Genomic DNA, 19,117 nt, shown 5'->3' on the forward strand with positions numbered 1-19,117 from the left:
GCCCGCTATGGGGGGCGATTCCCCCACCCCGCCCCTTCCCGGAACTCTGACGAGACCGGGGCTCCGCCCCTGGACCCCTGGGGCGGTGAGGCTGTGCCACGCGGGGCAACGGGCCGGCCGCGCCCGCCGGTGGCGGGCGGCGAACCGCGGCGCCGAGCGGCCCGCGCCGCCCTCCGAGGGTCACTGCGGGTGCGGCCAAGCCCGCCGCCCCACGGGGTGAAGCGCCTTCGGTCCGGGCCCGGGCCCGCCGCCGGGGCGGGCGATGAAGGGGCATGGCCTGCGGCGCACGCCTCCTCGCCGGCAGGCGGGGTACGTCGGGCCCGCGGGCCCATGCCACCGGGCACGGCCGGCGCGGTGAAACCACCAGACCGCTCGCCGCCAGACGGAGCCGCCTCCACCCGCCCCAAGCCCGCCGCACGGCCGGAGGGGGTAACCACCAGGCCCCTCGCCGCCAGGCGAGTCACTTCCGGCCCCCGGCCCCGAACCACCACGCGAGGCACTTCCGGCCCGCGGCCCCGAATCACCAGGGCCCTCCGCCGCCAAGCGTGGGGGCGGGCCGCGCCGCGGCCGCCGTCACCGGGGGAAAGCCCCACCGCCGTACGGGGGTCGGCGCCTCGTACCCCCCCTACTCCGGTAGCAGGGCGGAGTTGGCGCTCCGGGGTGACGTGGCGTCACCCACTCTCTTCCTACCTTCCTCTCGCCACGCACGAGAGACCGGAAGAGGGAGGGCAGCCATATGCGCCGCTACAAGAGGACCCTGGTGGCCGTCGCGCTCGCCACCACGGTGGTGGCCGGGACGGCGGGGTGGGCGTCCGCCGGGGCGCAGCAGGCCGTGACCGGCGGGCCGGTCGGGGTGGAGGCGTGGCGGGCGGCCGGGCTGCCCGATCCGGAGGGGATGACGGCCGCGCGGGCCGCCGCGTTCTTCGCGGGGCTGAGTCCCGCCCGGCAGCGGGAGCTCGTCGTCTCGCACCCCTCCGTCGTGGGGAACCTCGACGGCGCCCCCCTCCCCCTGCGGTACGAGGCCAACGCCCGCACCGCGGGCCCCCGCTACGCCGGGCAGCAGGTCCTCGCCTACGACCCCCGGGGGCGGGGGCAGGTCGCCGTCGTGCGGGGCGACCTGCGCACCGCCGAGCATGTCGCCGTCGTCGTGCCGGGATCCGACGTCGACGCCGGGAACCTCGCTCCCCTCACCGACATGGCCGGCGCCCTGCACCGCGCCACCGGCGGCGACACCGCCGTGATCGCCTGGGCCGGTTACACCACCCCACTCGGCGTCGGTCTGGACGCCGCGACCGGCGACCTCGCCGAGGCCGGGGCCGAGCGGCTCACCCGGCTCGCCGACGGGCTCGACGCGGTCGGCGCCGCCGAGCCGGCCGTCTTCTGCCACAGCTACGGCTCCGTCGTCTGCGGCCTCGCGGCCCCCGACCTGAAGGCCAAGGACCTCGTCGTCCTCGGCTCCCCCGGCATGCGCGCCGACAACGTCTCCGAGCTGCGGACCGACGCCCGGGTCTGGGCCGCCAAGGACCCCTCCGACTGGATCGACAAGGTCCCCTACGTGCGTTTCGCGGGGCTCGGCCACGGCACGGACCCCGCCGACCCCGCCTTCGGCGCCCGCCGCGTCCCCGCCGAGGACGCGCACGGTCACGACGGCTACTTCGCCCCCGGGACCCGCTCCCTCCGTACCTTCGCCGCCATCGCCCAGGGAGACGTCCGATGAACAGGCTGGCCCAGCGCATCGAGCACCTGACCCCCGCCCACCGCGACCGCGCCGTCGACGGCCTGCGCGCCCTCGCGCTGCTCGCCGTGCCGACCGGGCACTGGCTCCTCGGCGGTTTCACCCTGTCCTCGGACGGGGCCCTGCACAACGCCAGCCCGCTGTCCGCGTTCGGCGCGTTCGCGCCCGTCAGCTGGATCCTCCAGATGCTGGGGATCTTCTTCCTGGTCGGCGGCTACGCCTCGGCCCTGTCGTACCGGAAGCGGAAGGGCTCCACCGGCGCCTGGCTGCGGCAGCGCCTCGCCCGGCTCGGGCGTCCCGTCCTCGGCGTCACCGCCGTCTGGGCCGTTCTGCTCCCGCTGCTCCACCACGGGTTCGGCGTGCCCGGCGACACCCTGCGGACGGCGTCCACGCTGGTCGTCCAGCCCCTGTGGTTCGTCGGGGTCTACACGGTCGTCACCGCCCTCACGCCGCTGTGCCTCCGCGCCGCCCGGCGCATGGGCGCCTGGGCCGCCGCCCCGCTGCTCGGCTCCGTCGCCGTCGTCGACTTCCTGCGCTACGGACCGTACGCCGAGGCCGTGCCCTCCTGGCTCGGGGTCCTCACCATCCTTCCCGGCTGGCTCTTCGCCTACCAGCTCGGCGTCTCCTGGGCCGAGGGCCGGCTCACCCGGCGCCACGCGTGGGGGCTGCTCCTCGGCGGCGCGGCGCTCTTCGCCACCTTGCTGCTCGCCTTCGGCTATCCCGCCTCCATGGTCGGCGTCCCCGGCGAGGCCCGCACCAACTCCCACCCGCCGTCCCTGCTCGTCCTCGCCCTCGCCGCCACCCAGAGCGGCGCGGCGATCCTGCTCCGGGACCGGATCGGGAAGCTGCTGACGCGCCCCGCTCTGTGGGCGCCGGTCGTCGTCGTCAACCTGTCGGCGATGACGATCCTGTGCTGGCACCAGACGGCGATGCTCGCCGCCGCGATCCCCGCCTCGTACGCGGGCGAGGTCGCCGGGCTCGTCGGGGCGCCGGACAGTGTCGGCTGGATCCTCGCCCGGCTGGCCTGGATGCCGCTCTTCGCCGCTCTGCTCGTCCTCGTCGGGCGGTACGCGCGTGGCTTCGAGTCCCCGTGGGAACGGTCCGGCACGGCCCGCCGCGCCGCGGCCGGGCTCCTCGCGGTCGGCTTCGCGGCCTTCGCCCTGGGCCTGGCGTGACCGGGCCCGGCGGCCGAGGCGCCCGGGGGCGGGCCCCGGCTCGGGCCTGAGCCCGGGCCCGGCCCGCGCACCCGCCCCCGCCACTGGCTCCGCACCCGCCGCTTCCCGCCCTTCACGCGTCCCGCGCCAGGACCGGCGGCGGCCCGGTGCGGGCCGCGCCGGGCCCGCTGTCGCCGTCCCTACTCCCGGGCCGCCGCCGTGGAGCTCATGTCCGGGTACCGGTCCCCCGCCACCCTCGCCGCGATCGGCTCCAGTTCCGCCAGCTCCGCCTCCGTCAGCGTGATGCGGGTGGCCGCCGCGTTCTCCTCCAGTCGGGCGCGCTTGCGGGTGCCCGGGATCGGGACGACCGTCAGGCCGTGCACCGAGGCCCGCTGCTGCACCCACGCCAGCGCGATCTGCGCCGCCGTCGCCCCGTGCGCCGCCGCGATCTTCAGGACCGGCTCCAGGAGGGCCGCGTTGCGCTCCGCGTTCTCGCCCGAGAACCGGGGCTGGTACTTGCGGTAGTCGCCCTCCGACAGGTCCTTCGACGCGTCCACGAACGCCCCGGTGAGGAAGCCCCTGCCCAGCGGGGAGTAGGGGACGAGCGCCACGCCCAGCTCCGCCGCCGCGCCGACCGCGCTGCGCTCCACGTCCCGGGAGAAGAGGGACCACTCCGACTGGAGGGCGGCGATCGGGTGCACGGCGTGCGCCTCGCGCAGCTCCGCGCCGGTGACCTCGCTCAGCCCGAGGTGCCGCACCTTGCCCTCGCGTACCAGCTGCGCCATCGCGCCGACCGACTCGGCGAGCGGGACGGCCGGGTCCCGCCGGTGCATGTAGTAGAGGTCGATGGTCTCGACGCCGAGACGGCGCAGGCTGGCCTCGGCCGACTTCCTGATGTACGCGGGGTCGTTGTTGATCCCCCGGTAGTGCGGGGCGTCGGCGCGGCGCTCGATGGCGAACTTGGTGGCGAGGACGATCTCGTCGCGGTGCGCGGCGACGAACGGCGCAAGGAATTCCTCGTTGGCGCCCTGCCCGTACACGTCCGCCGTGTCGATCAGGGTGACGCCGGCCTCCAGGGCCGCGTCGAGGGTGTCGCGTGCGGCGGCCTCGTCCGTGTCGCCGTAGAACTCGCTGATGCCCATGGCACCGAAGCCCTGGACACCGGTCTCGGGTCCGTCCGTGCCCAGCCGGACCGTGGAAATCCTGCTCATCGGGTCATGCCTCCCCGTAGTGACTGATCTTGATGTCCAGAACGGCGAGGGTGTCCTGGAGCTCCGCGATCCGGGACAGCACGTCCCGTCGGGTGGTCTCCAGGAGCTCGCGCCGTTCGGCGAAGGTGTGATCGCCCTCCCGGACCAGCTCCGCGTACCGCACCATCGAGGCGACCGGCATCCCGGTCAGCCGGAGCTTGCCGACGAAGGTGAGCCAGCTCAGGTCGCGGTTGGTGAAGCGGCGCTGACCGGTGTGCGAACGGTCGACGTGCGGCATCAGCCCGATCCGCTCGTACCAGCGGAGGGTGTGGGCCGACAGCCCGGTCCAGGCGGCCACCTCGCTGATGGTGTAGCGGTCCTGGCCCTCGGGCCGGGGAAACGCGGGGTCCTGCGAGGTCGTGCGGGCGATCACGCTCATGGCCCCCACGCTAGAACCTTGGAGTGCACTCCAAGCAAGTAGGCTCGGCTGCATGCAGAGCCTGGCGTTGATCGAGAACTGGCCCGTCCCCACCGCTGCCGCCGCCGTCGTCCGCGCGGACGGCACCCTGGCCGGGGCGCACGGTCCCACCGGCCGGCGGTTCCCGCTCGCCTCCGTGACCAAGCCGCTCGCGGCGTATGCCGTCCTCGTCGCGTACGAGGAGGGTGCGATCGACCTCGACGAGCCCGCGGGGCCCGAGGGCGCGACCGTGCGGCACCTGCTGGCCCACACCTCCGGTCTGGCCTTCGACGAGCCGCGCACCATGGCGGCGCCGGGCGCGCGCCGGATCTACTCCAACACGGGCTTCGAGGTGCTCGGCGACCATGTCGCCAAGGCCACCGACATCCCGTTCGCCGAGTATCTGCACCAGGCGGTCCTGGAGCCGCTCGGCATGGCCTCGACGACGCTGGACGGTTCGCCCGCCAAGGACGGCGTGTCGACGGTCGACGACCTGGTGCGGTTCGCGGCGGAGGTGCAGGCGCCCCGGCTCCTCGACGCCCGCACGGTGCTGGACGCGATGACGGTGACGCACCCCGGTCTGACGGGGATTCTGCCCGGGTACGGACATCAGCGGCCCAACGACTGGGGCCTCGGCTTCGAGATCCGCGACGGGAAGTCGCCGCACTGGACGGGGGCCTCGTCCTCGCCGCGTACGTTCGGGCACTTCGGTCAGTCGGGCACGTTCCTGTGGATCGACCCGGACGCGCGGGCCGCGTGCGTGGCGCTGACGGACCGGGCCTTCGGTCCGTGGGCGGTGGAGGCGTGGCCTCCGTTCACCGACGCGGTGCTGGCCGAGCTGCGCGCGGCCTGACGTCGTACGGCTCCGCGCGACCGGTACGCCCGGCACGGTCGCCAGGCCGATCACGACCGACCGACCCCACGACCGGCAGACCGACACGGCGGCCAAGCCCCGAACCGCCGGACCGACACGGGCGCCAGGCCCCGAACCACCGGACCGACCGACCTCCTCGGCTCAGTCTTCGCACGTCCGCGCGGGCAGGCTGCCGTCGGGGCCGGTGACCGTCACGTCGACCCGGCCGCCCACGTCGAGGGCGAACGCGGCCGTGCACACCAGTTGGTCGAGCGCCCCGGCCGGCAGGCCGGTGACGGCGAAGGAGGCCCGCAGCCGGTAGGGCGTGCGGCCTTCCCGCGCGGTGCCGGAGGCGTCCGGCTCGACATGCAGGGAGCCGTCGCCTCGGGGCAGGGCGGTGGTGAGCCCGGCACGGGTCTCCTCGGGACCGGGGCCGGCGAGGAGAGCGGCCAGGATCTTGTCGGCGACCATCCTGATGCCGCCCGGACCCTCCCGGGAGGCGTCGTAGTCCGGGCCGAAGTCGTGGAACGGGACCGCCGGGCCCCCCGATTCGCCGTGGGGGAGGTTGCCGTTCTCGTCGGGCCGCACGAGCGCGCGGGCCACCGGCATCAGCCGGCCGTCGGGGCCGCGGAAGTAGAGCACCGCCCGGCTCTCGGGCAAGGGCTGGACGGCGACCGTCGCCGCCCCGCCCGCCTCCACGACCTCGCTCCCCCGGACTCCGCAGGCGGCGAGCGGCACGGCGAGGAGGGCCGTCAGCGCGGCGGCGGTCCGGCGGTTCACAGCGGCATCCTGACGGTGAACACGGCCCCGCCCTCCGGACGGTTGGCGGCCTCCACGGTGCCCCCGTGCAGCCGGACGTTCTCCAGGGTGATCGCGAGGCCGAGCCCGCTGCCCGCCGAGCGGGTGCGCGCCGGGTCGGCCTTGTAGAAGCGGTCGAAAACGTGCGGCAGGACGTCCGGGTGGATGCCCGGCCCCCGGTCGGCGACCTCGGTCACGAACCGGTCCCCCTCCGCGTACACCCGGACCGTCACCGGCGCCCCGCCGTGCCGCAGCGCGTTGCCGACGAGGTTGGCGACGACGACGTCGAAGCGGCGCGGATCGAGCCGGACCCTGATCCCCCCGTCGAGGTACGGGACGACGGCCTCCGGGTCGGTCCAGTGCCGGTTCTGCAGCGTCTTGCGCACGCAGTCCGCCGCGTCGACCTCGTCCGTGTGGAGCTCGGCGGCGCGCGCGTCGAACCGGGAGATCTCCATCAGGTCCTCGACGAGGACGGCGAGCCGGCCGGTCTCGGCGCTGATCAGCCGTACGGCGCGGGCGGTGTCGCTGTCGAGGGTCCCCGCGTCGGCGTCCTCGTCGAGGACCTCGGTGACGGCGAGCATCCCGGCCAGCGGGGTGCGCAGCTCGTGGGAGACGTCGGAGGCGAAGCGGCGGGCGCGTGCCTCGGCGCGGCGGAGTTCGGCGACGGAGCGTTCGAGCTCCGCCGCGGACTCGTTGAAGGTGCGGGCCAGGTCGGCGAGTTCGTCGCTGCCCTTGGCGTGGATCCGGGTGTCGAGCCGGCCGCGCCCCATGCTGTGGGCGGCGCGGCGCAGTTCGCGGACGGGGCGCAGGACGCCGCGGGCGGCCAGGAAGGCGGGGATCAGGGCGACGGCGAGGGCGGGGAGGGCTCCGTCGCGTGCGGCGGTGACGAGGGCCTGGATGTTGGCCTCCTCCTCGTCGAGGTCCATGACGGCGTAGACGACGAGGCCGGTGGGCTGGGCCTCGCCCTTCGTGGCGTCGGTCCGGAAGACGGCGGGCACGGCGATCGTCAGGTACGGCCTGCCGTTCTTGACGACGCGCTGGAAGCTGCCGTGCGCGGTGGCGTCCCGGGAGTGGGCGCGGGCCCGCAGTTCGGGGGTGATGACGGAGGAGACGGGGCGGTCGGCGGAGGAGACGCGGACGCTGCCGTACTCGGCGTAGACGTGCCAGGCACGCGGTTTGCCCTGGCGGGCGATGTTCTGGAGCGAGTCCCGGAGGTCGGCGGCCTCGACGGGCAGGCTGACGTAGAGCGCGTCGACCTGCTCGCGGAAGGCGGAGACGGCGGTGTCCTGGGTCTGTTCGAGGATCGCGTCGCGAGCGGCGTGGTAGGTGAGCGCGGCGGTGGTGCCGCAGCCCGCGGCGGCGACGAGGAGGAAGGCGATGACGAGGCGGGTGCGGAGTCCGAAGGGGTGGGGGCGGCGGCTGCGGGCCTTGCGGGGCGGGCGGGGCCGGGGTGCGGCGGCGAGGGCCTCGTCCGCCGCCTCGTCGGGCAGCGGATCGCCGCTCACACACGCCTTCACAGCGGTCCGAAGCGGTAGCCGAAGCCGCGCAGGGTCTGGATGTAGCGGGGGGTGCCGGGGGTGTCCTCGATCTTGTTGCGCAGCCGGCGGACGCAGGCGTCGACCAGGCGGGCGTCACCGTGGTAGCTGTGCTCCCAGACGTGTTCGAGGAGCTGCTGACGGCTGAAGACCTGTTCGGGGGCGGCGGTCAGGTGGAGGAGCAGCTTCAGCTCGGACGGGGCGAGGGCGACGCGTTCGCCGTTCTTGGCGACGGTGAGTCCCGCGCGGTCGACGGCGAGTTCGCCGTGGAACTCGACGGCGGCCCGGCCGGCGCCGGGCTCCTCGATCCGCCGCAGGACGGCTCGTATGCGGGCCTCGATGACCTCGGTACGGGCGGGCTTGACGATGTAGTCGTCGGCGCCGGCCTCCAGCCCGATGACCACGTCGAAGTCGTCGCCGCGAGCGGTGAGCATGATGATCGGCAGCTGGCTGTTCTCCCGCACGCGGCGGCAGACCTGGACCCCGTTCATGCCGGGGAGCATGAGGTCGAGGAGGAGCAGATCGGGCCGGAACTCACCGAGTGCGGCGAGTCCCGCCTCCCCGGTGGCGGCGGTCCGCACCTCGTGGCCCCGGCGACGCAGGCCGAGTTCGACCCCTTCGCGGACGGAGGGGTCGTCTTCTATGAGGAGCACGCGAGGCATGACGTCGAGTATCCCAAGGGGTCGTGGGCGGAGCGGACGACGGGGGCGGGCGGACCGGGAGGCGCAGGCGCCGGGGCCGGCGGGGCGGATGGGGCGGAAGCGTCGATGAGGCGGACGACGCGATCACGGGCGCCGAGGCGGGTGGCACGGGCCGAGGCGGGTGGGGTGGGTGGGGCGGGGGCCGGGGGCCGGGACCGCCCCGGAGTGCCGGGGCGATCGAGGCCCGTAGGGCGGGGGGCGTCAGGCGGGCCGGAAGCGTCAGGCGGGTTGGGTGCGCCGGGGGTGCAGGGGCGATCGGGGTCCGAGGGGCGGGAGCGTCAGGCGGGGTGAAAGCGGCAGGTGGGGCGGCTCCGCCCTGAGGGCCGGGTGCGGCGGGGGCAGGCTCCGCCCGCGGTGCCCGGGTCCGCCCCCGGAGTGCCGGGTGCGGCGAGTACGCCCGGGAGTACCGGGTCCGGCCGGGTGCCCGGTGGGTCAGGTGCGGCGGGTGAGACCGCGCACGCGGCTCGCGGCGCCCGTCAGCAGGGCCTGGACCTCGGTGAGCCGCAGCGGGTGGGCCAGCAGGGCGAAGACGGCGAGGATCGCGAGGGCGCCGGCGCAGGCCGCCGCCGGCGCACCGGCGGGCGCGGTCGCGTCGGCGACGAACAGTCCGAGCCCGGCCGCCGGCACGGCGGCGAGCAGCAGCCGCCCGAGCGCTCCCCGCGCCCCGTCGGCGGGTCCCGGACGGGAGGGGCCCGCCGTGACGGCCTGCGCGGGCACCGCCCCCGGTCCCGGCCGGAGCCGGCGGTGGAGGACGTGGGCCGTGAGGGCCCAGCCCGCCCAGAGCGCCACGGAGTAGGCCGCCGCCATGCCCGCCACCGCCCAGGAGGCCGGGAGGGCCACGTACGCGGCCCAGGAGAGGCCCGCGTTGAGACCCGCGATCGCCAGGTTCAGCAGGAACGGGGTGCGGGTGTCGCGCAGGGCGTAGAAGGCGCGGGTGCAGACGTACTGGCCCGACAGCGCGACCAGTCCGGTGGCGAAGGCCATCAGGATCCAGGACATCCGCCGGACGTCCTCCGCGTCGGTCCTGCCGTACTCGAAGACCAGGCCCATCGCCGGCACCGCCAGCGCGAACAGCGCGCACGCCGCCGGTACGACCGCCGCCGAACTCGTCCGCAGGGCGTACGAGACGTCCCGGCGCACCCCCGCCAGGTCGCCGTCGGCCGCCGCGCCGCTCATCCGGGGCAGCAGGGCGGTCATCAGCGAGACCGTCACGATGCCGTGCGGCACGGCCCACAGCAGATACGCGTTGTTGTACGCGGCGAAGCCGACACCCCCGTCGACCCCCTGCTCCGCCGCCCGCAGCCCCGCGGCCGTGGCGAGACGGGTGGTCACCCAGTACGCCCCCTGGTTGGTGAGGACCAGCAGGACCAGCCAGCCGGCCGAACGCAGCGGTGTGGTGAGTCCGCTGCCGCGCCAGTCGAGGCGTGGGCGCCAGCGGAAGCCGGCCGACCGCAGGGAGGGGAGGAGGGCGAGGGCCTGGAAGGCGATCCCCGCCGTGGTGCCCCAGCCGAGCAGGGCCGTCTCGCCGGCGGTGAGGGTCCCTCCGCCGGTCGCCACCGTGGCCAGGTAGAGGCCGAACACGGCGATGACGACGACGTTGTTGAGGACCGGGGTCCACATCATCGCGCCGAACCGGCCGCGCGCGTTCAGGACCTGGCCGAGGAGGGTGAAGAGCCCGAGGAAGAAGATCTGCGGCAGGCAGTAGCGGGCGAAGGCGACCGTCGTCGACAGCCGCTCACCGGTGTAGTCGGTGTAGAGGCCGACGATCGCCGGCGCCGCGAGGACCGCGCCCGCCGTGAGGACCAGCAGCCCCAGGACGCAGAGCGTGAGCAGCCGGTCGGTGTAGGCGGCACCGCCGTCCTCGTGCTCCTTGGCCGCCTTGACCAGTTCCGGTACGAAGACGGCGTTGAGCGCCCCGCCGAGCAGCAGCATGTAGACGATGGTGGGGACGGAGTTGCCGACGGCGTACCCGTCGGCGACCGGGCCGATGCCGAGGGCCGCGGCGACGACGGCGGAGCGGACGAATCCGGTGGCGCGGGAGACGAGCGAACCGCCGGCCATGAGCGCGCCGCTGCGCAGCACGGAGGTCCGCTGCGCGGCGGGGGCGGCGGCGCGCTCGGGGGCGAGCGCGGTCGTCATCGGCGGGCCAGGTAGGCGTGGAACGCCCGGTACAGCGTGTGGTTGGTCGTGCCGCTCAACGGTGTCTCCCACTCCCCCAGCGTCTCGACGGCCTGCCCGCCCGTGCCGAGCTTCCAGCGCAGCAGCCCGTGGGCGCGGACGTCCGGATCAAGGGTGGAGGGTATCCCGCGCATGTCGTAGACGTCGGCGCCGAGTGCGTGGGCGTCCAGCAGCATGCGCCACTGCAGGGCGTTGGAGGGGCGGACCTCGCGGCGGTGGCCGGCGGAGGCGCCGGTCTGGTACCAGACCCGCCGCCCGACGGTGATCATGGTGTGGGCGGCGAGGATCTCGCCCTGGTGGCGGGCGAGGTAGAGCTTCATCCGGCCCGGTTCCTCGGCGTTGAGGACCGCGTACTGGCGCTCGTAGTAGGCGAGGGAGCGGCCGAGCCGGAAGCCGTCGCGCTCCTCGGTGATCCGCAGCAGCCGGTAGAAGTCGGGCAGGTCGGCGGCGGAGCCGACGACGACCTCGACGCCCGAGGCGCGGGCCTTGCGGATGTTGCGCCGCCACTCCTGGTTGAGGCCCTTCCACAGGTCGTCGGAGGTCCGGCCGGCAAGCGGCACCTGGTAGACGTGGCGGGGTTGGGCGTCGGCGCCGTCGGACGTGCCGGTGGAGTCTCCGCCGCAGCGGCGCCAGCCGCGGGAGCGGAGCCGTTCGGCGACGGCGGTGCCGAGCGGGTCGACCTCGTCGGCGAGCACGTCGGCGAGGCGCCGGCCGGGGCCGGTGTGCGCCTTGAGGGTGGCGGCGTTCCAGCGGCGGAAGCAGGGCGAGGGCCCGATGCGTACGGCGAAGGCCCCGAGGGCGCGCAGGTGGCGGAGCAGCGGGGTGAGCCAGCCGTCGATGTCGGGGTCGGACCAGTCGGCGACGGGTCCTTCGGGGAGGTAGGCGAAGGACTTGCGAGTGCCGGGGAAGGTGCGCAGGAGGACGAGGGCGACTCCGGTGAGGTTCCCGTTCTCGGTTCCCCAGCCGAGGAGTCGGTGGTTCCAGCCGTCCTTGACCCCGGCCCAGGAGGGGAGCTGGAGGAAGCCGGCGCCGGCGCCGGTCCGGATGAGGAAGGCGCGGTACTCCTCGGAGGTGAGGGTCTCCACGCGCGTGGTGGGGCGGAGTGCGGCCGTGGGGTGGGGTGCGGCCGTCACGAGCAGAGCTGACACAACGGGAGCCTCCTGGTTCCGCCCCTCGGTCGTGGGGCGCACAGGATGCTCACAGCCGTCCTTGACCGTGCCGCGCGTCGTGTGTGACCGGACGATGACCGTTCCTCACCAGCCCTTGTCACACGGCGTCCGAGGTGCTTTCGGCGGCCTAGAGTCCGGGCATCCCCCACCTTTTCCCGGAGGTTTCCGTGATGTCCGCACGCATCCGCATACTCGTGGCCGCAGCCCTCTGCGGCTCCCTCACCGCGTGTACGGCGGGGGCGGTCGGCGGCGCCCGTGACGGCGGGCCGGCCTCGGACGCCAAGCCGGCCGGGGACCCGGCGAAGGTGACCGTCGTGAGTCCCGCGGCCGGGCGGACCGTGACGGTGACCGCCACGGGCGGGACGCTGACGACGGTGAAGGTCGTCGACGCCGAGGGCGGGGTGCTGGCGGGCCGTACCGGCGCGGGCGGCGCGTCCTGGGTCTCCGACCGCAAGGCGGTCCCGGGGACGTCGTACCGCGTGGAGGTGACGGCCAGGGGCGCCGGGGGGAGGGAGACGACGACCCGTTCGGCCTTCTCCACGGCCGAGGCGGCGCTGGTCAACAAGCTGACGCTGGCCCCGGGGAAGAACTCCACGGTCGGCGTCGGCCAGCCGCTGTCGATCGTCTTCGACCGGCCGGTGACGCGGAAGGCCGAGGTGGAGAAGCAGCTCAGGGTCACCACCTCGAACGGCACCGTCGGGTCGTGGGGCTGGCTGAAGGACTGGTCGGGCAAGGACCGGGTGGACTGGCGGCCGAAGGAGTACTGGAAGGCGGGGACGAAGGTCACGCTCGACGCGACCCTCGACGGGACGGACTCGGGCGGGGGCTGGTTCGTACGGGACTACCGGACGGGGTTCACGGTCGGCGGCGCGGCGCAGGTGGTGCGGGTCGACCTGGACCGCAAGAAGCTCACCCTGGAGCGGGACGGCCGGACCGTGCGCACGATCCCGGTCTCCGGTGGCACGCCGGGCGGCGACAAGCGGTCCTGGCGGGGCACGGCGGTGCTGATGGCGAAGGAGGGCACGATCAACATGAACTCCGAGACGGTCGGCCTCGGTGACGCCTACGACAAGATGGTCGACCACTCGATGCGCCTGACCTGGTCGGGCATGTACGCGCACGCGGCGCCCTGGAACGCGGCCCATTTCGGCAGGGCCAACAGGAGTTCCGGCTGCGTCGGCATGAGCGACGCCGACGCCGCGTGGTTCTACGGGCAGGTCCGCGTGGGCGACCCCTTCGAGATCCGCGGGGCGGAGACGAAGGGCACGGTCGCCGAGGGGAACGGCTACGGCGCGTGGAACGTGGGCTGGGAGCAGTGGAAGGCGAAGAGCGCGGTCGGCTGAAGAAAGCGCGGTCGGCTGAAGAAGGGGCGTGTCAGCCTGCCCGCCGTCCGTCAGGGAGCGCGCAACTCCCAGAGCAGTACCTCGGCGTCGGAGGTGGCGAGCAGGGCGAGGTCCCGCGTGCCGGTGAGGCGGGCCGCGTCTCCGGGGGTGAGGTCCTCGCCGTCGAGGCGGACCGCGCCGCGGACCACGTGCGCGTAGACGAGGTCGGCGTCGGGGACGGCGGTGCGCCCGCCCGCCGCGAGGCGCCGGACGTGGAGCGACGCGGCGGCCTGCGGGAGGGCGTACGGGGTCGAGTCGGCGATGCCCCGGACGATCTCGTACGAGGGGGCGCCGCCCGGCTCCCGGGGCGCGAGCCACATCTGGACGAAGACCAGCGGCACGTCGGCGTCGTTGCGTTCCTCGTGGCGCACGCCCGCGGCGGAGCTGAGCCGCTGGACGTCTCCGGCGCGGACGACGGTGGTGTGCCCGGCCGAGTCGTGGTGGGTCAACTCGCCCTCCACGACCCAGGTGACGATCTCGGTGTGGCTGTGCGGGTGCTCGGCGAATCCGGCGCCGGGCGCGAGACGCTCCTCGTTGCAGGCGAGGATCGCGCCGAAGCGGATGTTGTCGGGGTCGTAGTGCGGCCCGAAGGAGAAGGCGTGGCGGGTCTCGATCCCGGCGTCCGGATCTCCCCCGGGGTACCGCGCCCCGGCGCGCTGAATCGTCATCACGGAACAGACGGTAGCCCGGCGGGCCGCGCGCGGGGCGGGCGATCCCGCCGGGGACGGCCGCCGGGGCGGCGCGGACCGCCGGTCCGCCGGGCGCACCGCTCACCGCCGCCCGGCGGGTGGGGCGGCCCGGGCGGAAACGCACCCGACCCCGCACCCGGCCGTCCCGATAAGGCACCCTTAGTCCGTGCCTGAACCCACGAACGCCGCTCATCCGCACCCCGCCACCCTCAAGCGCCTCGAACAGTCCTCCGGCCGGCTGGCCGCCAACGCCATCGCGCGCATGGACGAGACGCTGCCGTGGTACCGGGCGATGCCGCCCGAGAACCGGTCGTGGATCGGGCTGGTCGCCCAGGCCGGTATCGCCGCGTTCACCGAGTGGTTCCGCCACCCCGAGACCCCTCAGGCGATCTCCACCGACGTCTTCGGCACCGCCCCCCGCGAACTGACCCGCGCCATCACCCTGCGCCAGACCGTCGAGATGGTGCGCACCACGATCGAGGTGATGGAGACCGCGATCGAGGAGGTCGCCGCCCCCGGCGACGAGTCCGTCCTGCGGGAGGCGCTCCTCGTCTACGCCCGTGAGATCGCCTTCGCGACCGCGCAGGTCTACGCCCAGGCCGCCGAGGCACGCGGCGCCTGGGACGCGCGTCTCGAATCCCTCGTCGTCAACGCGGTCCTCTCCGGGGAGGCCGACGAGGGCGCCGTCTCCCGCGCCGCGGCGCTCGGCTGGAACTCCCCCGAGCACGTCTGCGTCGTCCTCGGCACGGCCCCCGACGGCGACAGCGAGCTGACCGTCGAGGCGATCCGCCGGGCCGCCCGGCACGCCAAGCTCCAGGTGCTCACCGGCGTCCTCGGCGACCGGCTCGTGGTCATCGCCGGGGGCAACGACAACCCCCTCCAGGTCGCCAAGGCCCTGATCGGGCCGTACGCGGCGGGGCCGGTCGTCGCCGGCCCCGTCGTCCCGGACCTGCTGGCCGCGACCCGGTCCGCCCAGGCGGCCGCCGCCGGTCTGAAGGCCTGTACGGCGTGGCAGGACGCGCCACGGCCGGTCTTGGCGGACGATCTCCTTCCGGAGCGCGCGATCGCCTCGGACCCCTCGGCTCGCGACCAGCTGGTGGAGGAGATCTACAGACCGCTGGAGGAAGCCGGGTCGGCGCTCCTGGAAACGCTGAGCGTCTATCTGGAGCAGGCGAGCAGCCTGGAAGGCGCGGCGCGGATGCTCTTCGTGCACCCCAACACCGTGCGCTACCGGCTTCGACGTGTGACCGACGTCACCGGCTGGTCACCCTCCGATGTCCGCTCCGCGTTCACGCTGAGGATCGCCCTCATCCTGGGGCGCTTGGCCGACGGAGATACGCAGTCCTAGACTTTTGTCGAACACCGACAATTACCCCGACGGTTCTTCGTCCCTGTCCCCACGGGCGCCCGGGACCGTCCCCAAGAGAGAGTGTGAGGGTGCTCGTACTCGTCGCTCCCGGCCAAGGCGCTCAGACGCCCGGCTTCCTGACCCCCTGGCTCGAACTGCCCGGCGCCGCCGACCGCGTCGAGGCCTGGTCCGAGGCCATCGGACTCGACCTCGCCCACTACGGCACGAAGGCGGACGCGGACGAGATCCGTGACACCGCCGTGGCCCAGCCGCTGCTGGTCGCGGCCGGTCTGCTGTCCGCCGCCGCGCTCGGCGAGGTCGCCCCCGGCGCGGTCGCCGGGCACAGCGTCGGCGAGTTCACCGCCGCCGCGTTCGCCGGCGTCCTCGACGACACCGCCGCCCTGCGTCTCGTACGGACGCGCGGGCTGGCGATGGCCGAGGCCGCGGCGATCACCCGCACCGGCATGTCGGCGCTGCTCGGCGGCGACCCCGAGGTGACCGTCCCCCACCTCGAGAAGCTCGGCCTCACGCCGGCCAACGTGAACGGCGCCGGCCAGATCGTCGCCGCCGGCACGCTGGAGCAGCTGGCCGCCCTCGCGGAGGACAAGCCCGAGGGTGTCCGCCGGGTCGTCCCGCTCCAGGTCGCCGGCGCGTTCCACACGCACCACATGGCTCCCGCGGTCGAGAAGCTGGAGGCGGCGGCCAGGGAGCTGACCGTCGCCGGCCCGTCCGTGCGCTACGTCTCGAACAAGGACGGCCAGGTCGTCACCGAGGGCGCGGAGGTCATCGCGCGTCTCGTCGGCCAGGTCGCCAACCCGGTCCGCTGGGACCTGTGCATGGAGACCTTCCAGGCTCTGGGCGCCACCGCGCTGATCGAGGTGTGCCCCGGCGGCACGCTGACCGGTCTCGCCAAGCGCGCTCTGCCGGGTGTCCGCACGGTGGCCCTGAAGACGCCCGACGACCTCGACGCGGCCCGCACGCTGATCGCCGAGACTGCAAGCGCAGCCTGAGAAGGAGCCGAGAAGCATGTCGAAGATCAAGCCCAGCAAGGGCGCCCCGTACGCGCGGATCCTGGGTGTCGGCGGTTACCGCCCCACCCGGGTCGTGCCCAACGAGGTGATCCTCGAGACGATCGACTCGTCCGACGAGTGGATCCGCTCGCGCTCCGGTATCTCCACCCGCCACTGGGCCTCCCCCGAGGAGACCGTCGCGGCGATGTCGGTGGAGGCGTCGGGCAAGGCCATCGCCGACGCCGGGATCACCCCGGAGCAGATCGGCGCGGTGATCGTCTCGACGGTCTCGCACTTCAAGCAGACCCCGGCCGTGGCCACCGAGATCGCCGACAGGATCGGCGCCGGCAAGCCCGCCGCGTTCGACATCTCCGCCGGCTGCGCGGGCTTCGGCTACGGCCTGACGCTCGCCAAGGGCATGATCGTCGAGGGCTCGGCGGAGTACGTACTCGTGATCGGCGTCGAGCGGCTCAGCGACCTGACGGACCTGGAGGACCGCGCGACGGCCTTCCTGTTCGGCGACGGCGCCGGAGCGGTCGTCGTCGGCCCCTCGGACGAGCCGCACATCGGGCCCTCGGTCTGGGGTTCGGAGGGCGACAAGTCCGAGACGATCAAGCAGACCGTTCCGTGGGACGAGTTCCACGGCGGCGACGTCTCGAAGCTGCCCCTGAACGGGCGGGGCGAGATCAAGTTCCCCGCCATCACGCAGGAGGGTCAGGCGGTCTTCCGCTGGGCCGTCTTCGAGATGGCGAAGGTCGCCCAGCAGGCGCTGGACGCCGCCGGCATCACGTCGGACGACCTGGACGTCTTCATCCCGCACCAGGCGAACATGCGGATCATCGACTCGATGGTGAAGACTCTGAAGCTGCCGGAGCACGTGACGGTCGCCCGTGACGTCGAGACCACCGGCAACACCTCGGCCGCCTCGATTCCGCTCGCGATGGAGCGGCTCCTGGCGACCGGGAAGGCGAAGAGCGGCGACACCGCGCTCGTCATCGGCTTCGGGGCGGGTCTCGTCTACGCCGCGACGGTCGTTACCCTCCCCTAGGCACACCGGATCTCCCGGAAGCCCCTTACCGCAGCACTCACAGAAGGAGCGCCAACATGGCCTTCACCCAGGAAGAGATCGTCGAAGGTCTCGCGGAGATCGTGAACGAGATCGCCGGCATCCCGGCCGAGGACGTCCAGCTGGACAAGTCCTTCACCGACGACCTGGACGTCGACTCGCTGTCCATGGTCGAGGTCGTCGTCGCCGCCGAAGAGCGCTTCGACGTCAAGATCCCCGACGAGGACGTCAAGAACCTCAAGACGGTCGGCGACGCGACCGACTACATCCTGAAGCACCAGGGCTGACTCGGCCCCTGCTGACTCGGTCTGCCACCCGGCGGTGGCGCCGTCATTCGACCATCACACACGTGGAGAAAGAATTCCTGTGAGCTCGACCAATCGCACCGTGGTCGTCACCGGTCTCGGCGCAACAACACCGCTGGGTGGCGACTCCGCATCGACCTGGGAAGGTCTGATCGCGGGACGCTCCGGCGTCAAGCCCCTCGAGGGTGACCGTTTCGCCGACCTGCCCGTCCAGATCGCCGCGCCCGCCGCGGTCGACCCGGGTGAGGTCCTTCCCCGCCCGCTGGCCCGCAAGCTGGACCGCTCGGCGCAGTTCGCGCTGATCGCGGCCCGCGAGGCGTGGGCCGACGCGGGCTACACCGCTCCGGCCGGTGAGGACGAGAAGATCGCGCCCGAGCGGCTCGGCTCCGTCATCGCCTCCGGCATCGGCGGTGTCACGACGCTGCTCGACCAGTACGACGTGCTGAAGGAGAAGGGCGTCCGCCGCGTCTCCCCGCACACCGTGCCCATGCTGATGCCGAACGGCCCCTCCGCCAACGTCGGCCTGGAGGTGAACGCCCAGGCGGGCGTGCACACCCCGGTCTCCGCGTGTGCGTCGGGCGCCGAGGCGATCGGCTACGCCGTCGAGATGATCCGTACCGGCCGGGCCGACGTGGTCGTGGCCGGCGGCACGGAGGCGGCGATCCACCCGCTTCCGATCGCGGCCTTCGCCAACATGATGGCGATGTCCAAGAACAACGACGAGCCCACCAAGGCCTCGCGTCCGTACGACACCGCCCGGGACGGCTTCGTCCTCGGCGAGGGTGCCGGTGTGGTGATCCTCGAGTCCGAGGAGCACGCGAAGGCGCGCGGCGCGCGGATCTACTGCGAGGTTCTGGGCCAGGGCCTGTCAGCCGACAGCCACCACATCGCGCAGCCCGAGCCGACCGGCCGCGGCATCGCCGCCGCGATGCGGAACCTGCTGGACACGACGGACCTCAAGCCGTCCGAGGTCGTCCACCTCAACGCCCACGCCACGTCGACGCCGCAGGGCGACGTCGCCGAGATCAAGGCGCTGCGGCAGGTCCTGGGCGACGACCTGGACCACGTCGCGATCTCCGCGACGAAGTCGATGACGGGTCACCTGCTGGGTGGCGCGGGCGGCATCGAGACCGTCGCGACGGTCCTGGCACTGCACCACCGGGTCGCCCCGCCGACGATCAACGTCGACGACCTGGACGAGAGCGTCGACGCGGACATCGTCCGCGACGAGCCGCGCGACCTGCCGCAGGGCACGATCGCCGCGATCAACAACTCGTTCGGCTTCGGCGGCCACAACGTGGTGCTGGCGTTCCGCACGGTCTGACCGGACGTCACGAACGAAGGCCCACCCCGTACGCCGGGGTGGGCCTTCGCCACGTCCGCCGGACGGAGTCCGGCACAGCGCCCCGAAGCCCGCGGAGCGGCGCGAGGGACGCACGGAGAAGAGGCCGACTCGTTCGGCTTCGGCGGCCACAACGTGGTGCTGGCGTTCCGCACGGTCTGACCGGACGTCACGAACGAAGGCCCACCCCGTACGCCGGGGTGGG

Annotated in this window: 17 protein-coding genes; 9 read left to right on the plus strand and 8 right to left on the minus strand. The window is 73.9% G+C overall.

The genetic code is table 11. From position 1 onward, the window contains the following. The first annotated feature begins 736 nt into the window (after window positions 1–736). Both ACZ68P_RS03030 and ACZ68P_RS03035 read left to right on the plus strand, forming a co-directional pair. Window positions 737–1,717, plus strand: coding sequence for an alpha/beta hydrolase (locus ACZ68P_RS03030; protein ID WP_471001655.1), 981 nt, complete (start codon window positions 737–739; stop codon window positions 1,715–1,717). Next, a complete protein-coding gene (locus ACZ68P_RS03035; RefSeq protein WP_471001658.1) occupies window positions 1,714–2,910 on the plus strand; it encodes an acyltransferase family protein in 1,197 nt (398 codons plus the stop codon). The genes ACZ68P_RS03030 and ACZ68P_RS03035 overlap by 4 nt, the downstream gene beginning before the upstream one ends. Window positions 2,911–3,089: 179 nt before the next feature. On the opposite strand, the gene ACZ68P_RS03040 is transcribed toward ACZ68P_RS03035, so the two are convergent. Then, window positions 3,090–4,100, minus strand: coding sequence for an aldo/keto reductase (locus ACZ68P_RS03040; protein ID WP_471001661.1), 1,011 nt, complete (start codon window positions 4,098–4,100; stop codon window positions 3,090–3,092). Between the two features lie 4 nt (window positions 4,101–4,104). Then, entirely contained in the window at window positions 4,105–4,518 is a 414-nt protein-coding gene (locus ACZ68P_RS03045; protein ID WP_471001664.1) for a MerR family transcriptional regulator, read from the minus strand. 52 nt (window positions 4,519–4,570) lie between these two features. On the opposite strand from ACZ68P_RS03045, the gene ACZ68P_RS03050 reads away from it, so the two are divergent. Next, window positions 4,571–5,389 (plus strand): serine hydrolase domain-containing protein, encoded by an 819-nt coding sequence (locus ACZ68P_RS03050; RefSeq protein ID WP_471001666.1) that lies wholly within the window; start codon window positions 4,571–4,573, stop codon window positions 5,387–5,389. A 162-nt stretch (window positions 5,390–5,551) separates the two neighbouring features. On the opposite strand, the gene ACZ68P_RS03055 is transcribed toward ACZ68P_RS03050, so the two are convergent. From ACZ68P_RS03055 to ACZ68P_RS03075, 5 genes are all read right to left on the minus strand, one after another. Further along, the gene (locus ACZ68P_RS03055; RefSeq protein WP_471001669.1) at window positions 5,552–6,169 is read right to left on the minus strand and encodes a hypothetical protein; all 618 of its coding nucleotides are present in this window, start codon (window positions 6,167–6,169) and stop codon (window positions 5,552–5,554) included. Continuing rightward, window positions 6,166–7,692, minus strand: a complete 1,527-nt coding sequence (locus ACZ68P_RS03060) for an ATP-binding protein (RefSeq protein ID WP_471001672.1) — start codon at window positions 7,690–7,692, stop codon at window positions 6,166–6,168. Before ACZ68P_RS03060 ends, ACZ68P_RS03055 begins: the two co-directional genes overlap by 4 nt. Before the next feature lie 8 nt (window positions 7,693–7,700). Further along, a complete protein-coding gene (locus ACZ68P_RS03065; protein WP_471001675.1) occupies window positions 7,701–8,384 on the minus strand; it encodes a response regulator in 684 nt (227 codons plus the stop codon). 471 nt (window positions 8,385–8,855) lie between these two features. Beyond that, a complete protein-coding gene (murJ, locus tag ACZ68P_RS03070) occupies window positions 8,856–10,562 on the minus strand; it encodes a murein biosynthesis integral membrane protein MurJ (RefSeq protein ID WP_471001678.1) in 1,707 nt (568 codons plus the stop codon). Further along, window positions 10,559–11,749: a lipid II:glycine glycyltransferase FemX gene (locus tag ACZ68P_RS03075; RefSeq protein WP_471001681.1), complete on the minus strand. Its 1,191-nt coding sequence runs from the start codon at window positions 11,747–11,749 to the stop codon at window positions 10,559–10,561. Before ACZ68P_RS03075 ends, murJ begins: the two co-directional genes overlap by 4 nt. Before the next feature lie 191 nt (window positions 11,750–11,940). Between ACZ68P_RS03075 and ACZ68P_RS03080 the strand changes: the two genes are divergently transcribed. Next, complete coding sequence (locus ACZ68P_RS03080; protein WP_471001684.1) at window positions 11,941–13,113, plus strand: L,D-transpeptidase; 1,173 nt, start codon at window positions 11,941–11,943, stop codon at window positions 13,111–13,113. 50 nt (window positions 13,114–13,163) lie between these two features. Here ACZ68P_RS03080 and ACZ68P_RS03085 read toward each other — a convergent pair whose 3' ends face one another. Then, on the minus strand, window positions 13,164–13,820 hold the full coding sequence (locus tag ACZ68P_RS03085) for a pirin family protein (RefSeq protein WP_471002431.1): 657 nt from the start codon (window positions 13,818–13,820) through the stop codon (window positions 13,164–13,166). A 187-nt stretch (window positions 13,821–14,007) separates the two neighbouring features. Between ACZ68P_RS03085 and fasR the strand changes: the two genes are divergently transcribed. The 5 genes from fasR to fabF all read left to right on the plus strand — a co-directional run bounded on the left by fasR (window position 14,008) and on the right by fabF (window position 18,894). Continuing rightward, window positions 14,008–15,189 (plus strand): fatty acid biosynthesis transcriptional regulator FasR, encoded by a 1,182-nt coding sequence (fasR, locus tag ACZ68P_RS03090; RefSeq protein WP_471001687.1) that lies wholly within the window; start codon window positions 14,008–14,010, stop codon window positions 15,187–15,189. 89 nt (window positions 15,190–15,278) lie between these two features. Continuing rightward, window positions 15,279–16,199 (plus strand): ACP S-malonyltransferase, encoded by a 921-nt coding sequence (locus ACZ68P_RS03095; protein ID WP_471001690.1) that lies wholly within the window; start codon window positions 15,279–15,281, stop codon window positions 16,197–16,199. Between the two features lie 16 nt (window positions 16,200–16,215). Continuing rightward, the gene (locus tag ACZ68P_RS03100) at window positions 16,216–17,247 is read left to right on the plus strand and encodes a beta-ketoacyl-ACP synthase 3 (protein ID WP_471001693.1); all 1,032 of its coding nucleotides are present in this window, start codon (window positions 16,216–16,218) and stop codon (window positions 17,245–17,247) included. A 56-nt stretch (window positions 17,248–17,303) separates the two neighbouring features. Continuing rightward, window positions 17,304–17,552 (plus strand): acyl carrier protein, encoded by a 249-nt coding sequence (locus ACZ68P_RS03105; protein ID WP_215067269.1) that lies wholly within the window; start codon window positions 17,304–17,306, stop codon window positions 17,550–17,552. A 79-nt stretch (window positions 17,553–17,631) separates the two neighbouring features. Further along, complete coding sequence (fabF, locus tag ACZ68P_RS03110; RefSeq protein ID WP_365717226.1) at window positions 17,632–18,894, plus strand: beta-ketoacyl-ACP synthase II; 1,263 nt, start codon at window positions 17,632–17,634, stop codon at window positions 18,892–18,894. Window positions 18,895–19,117: the final 223 nt, after the last annotated feature.

The sequence above is a fragment of the Streptomyces sp. NPDC036822 genome, assembly GCF_055609145.1.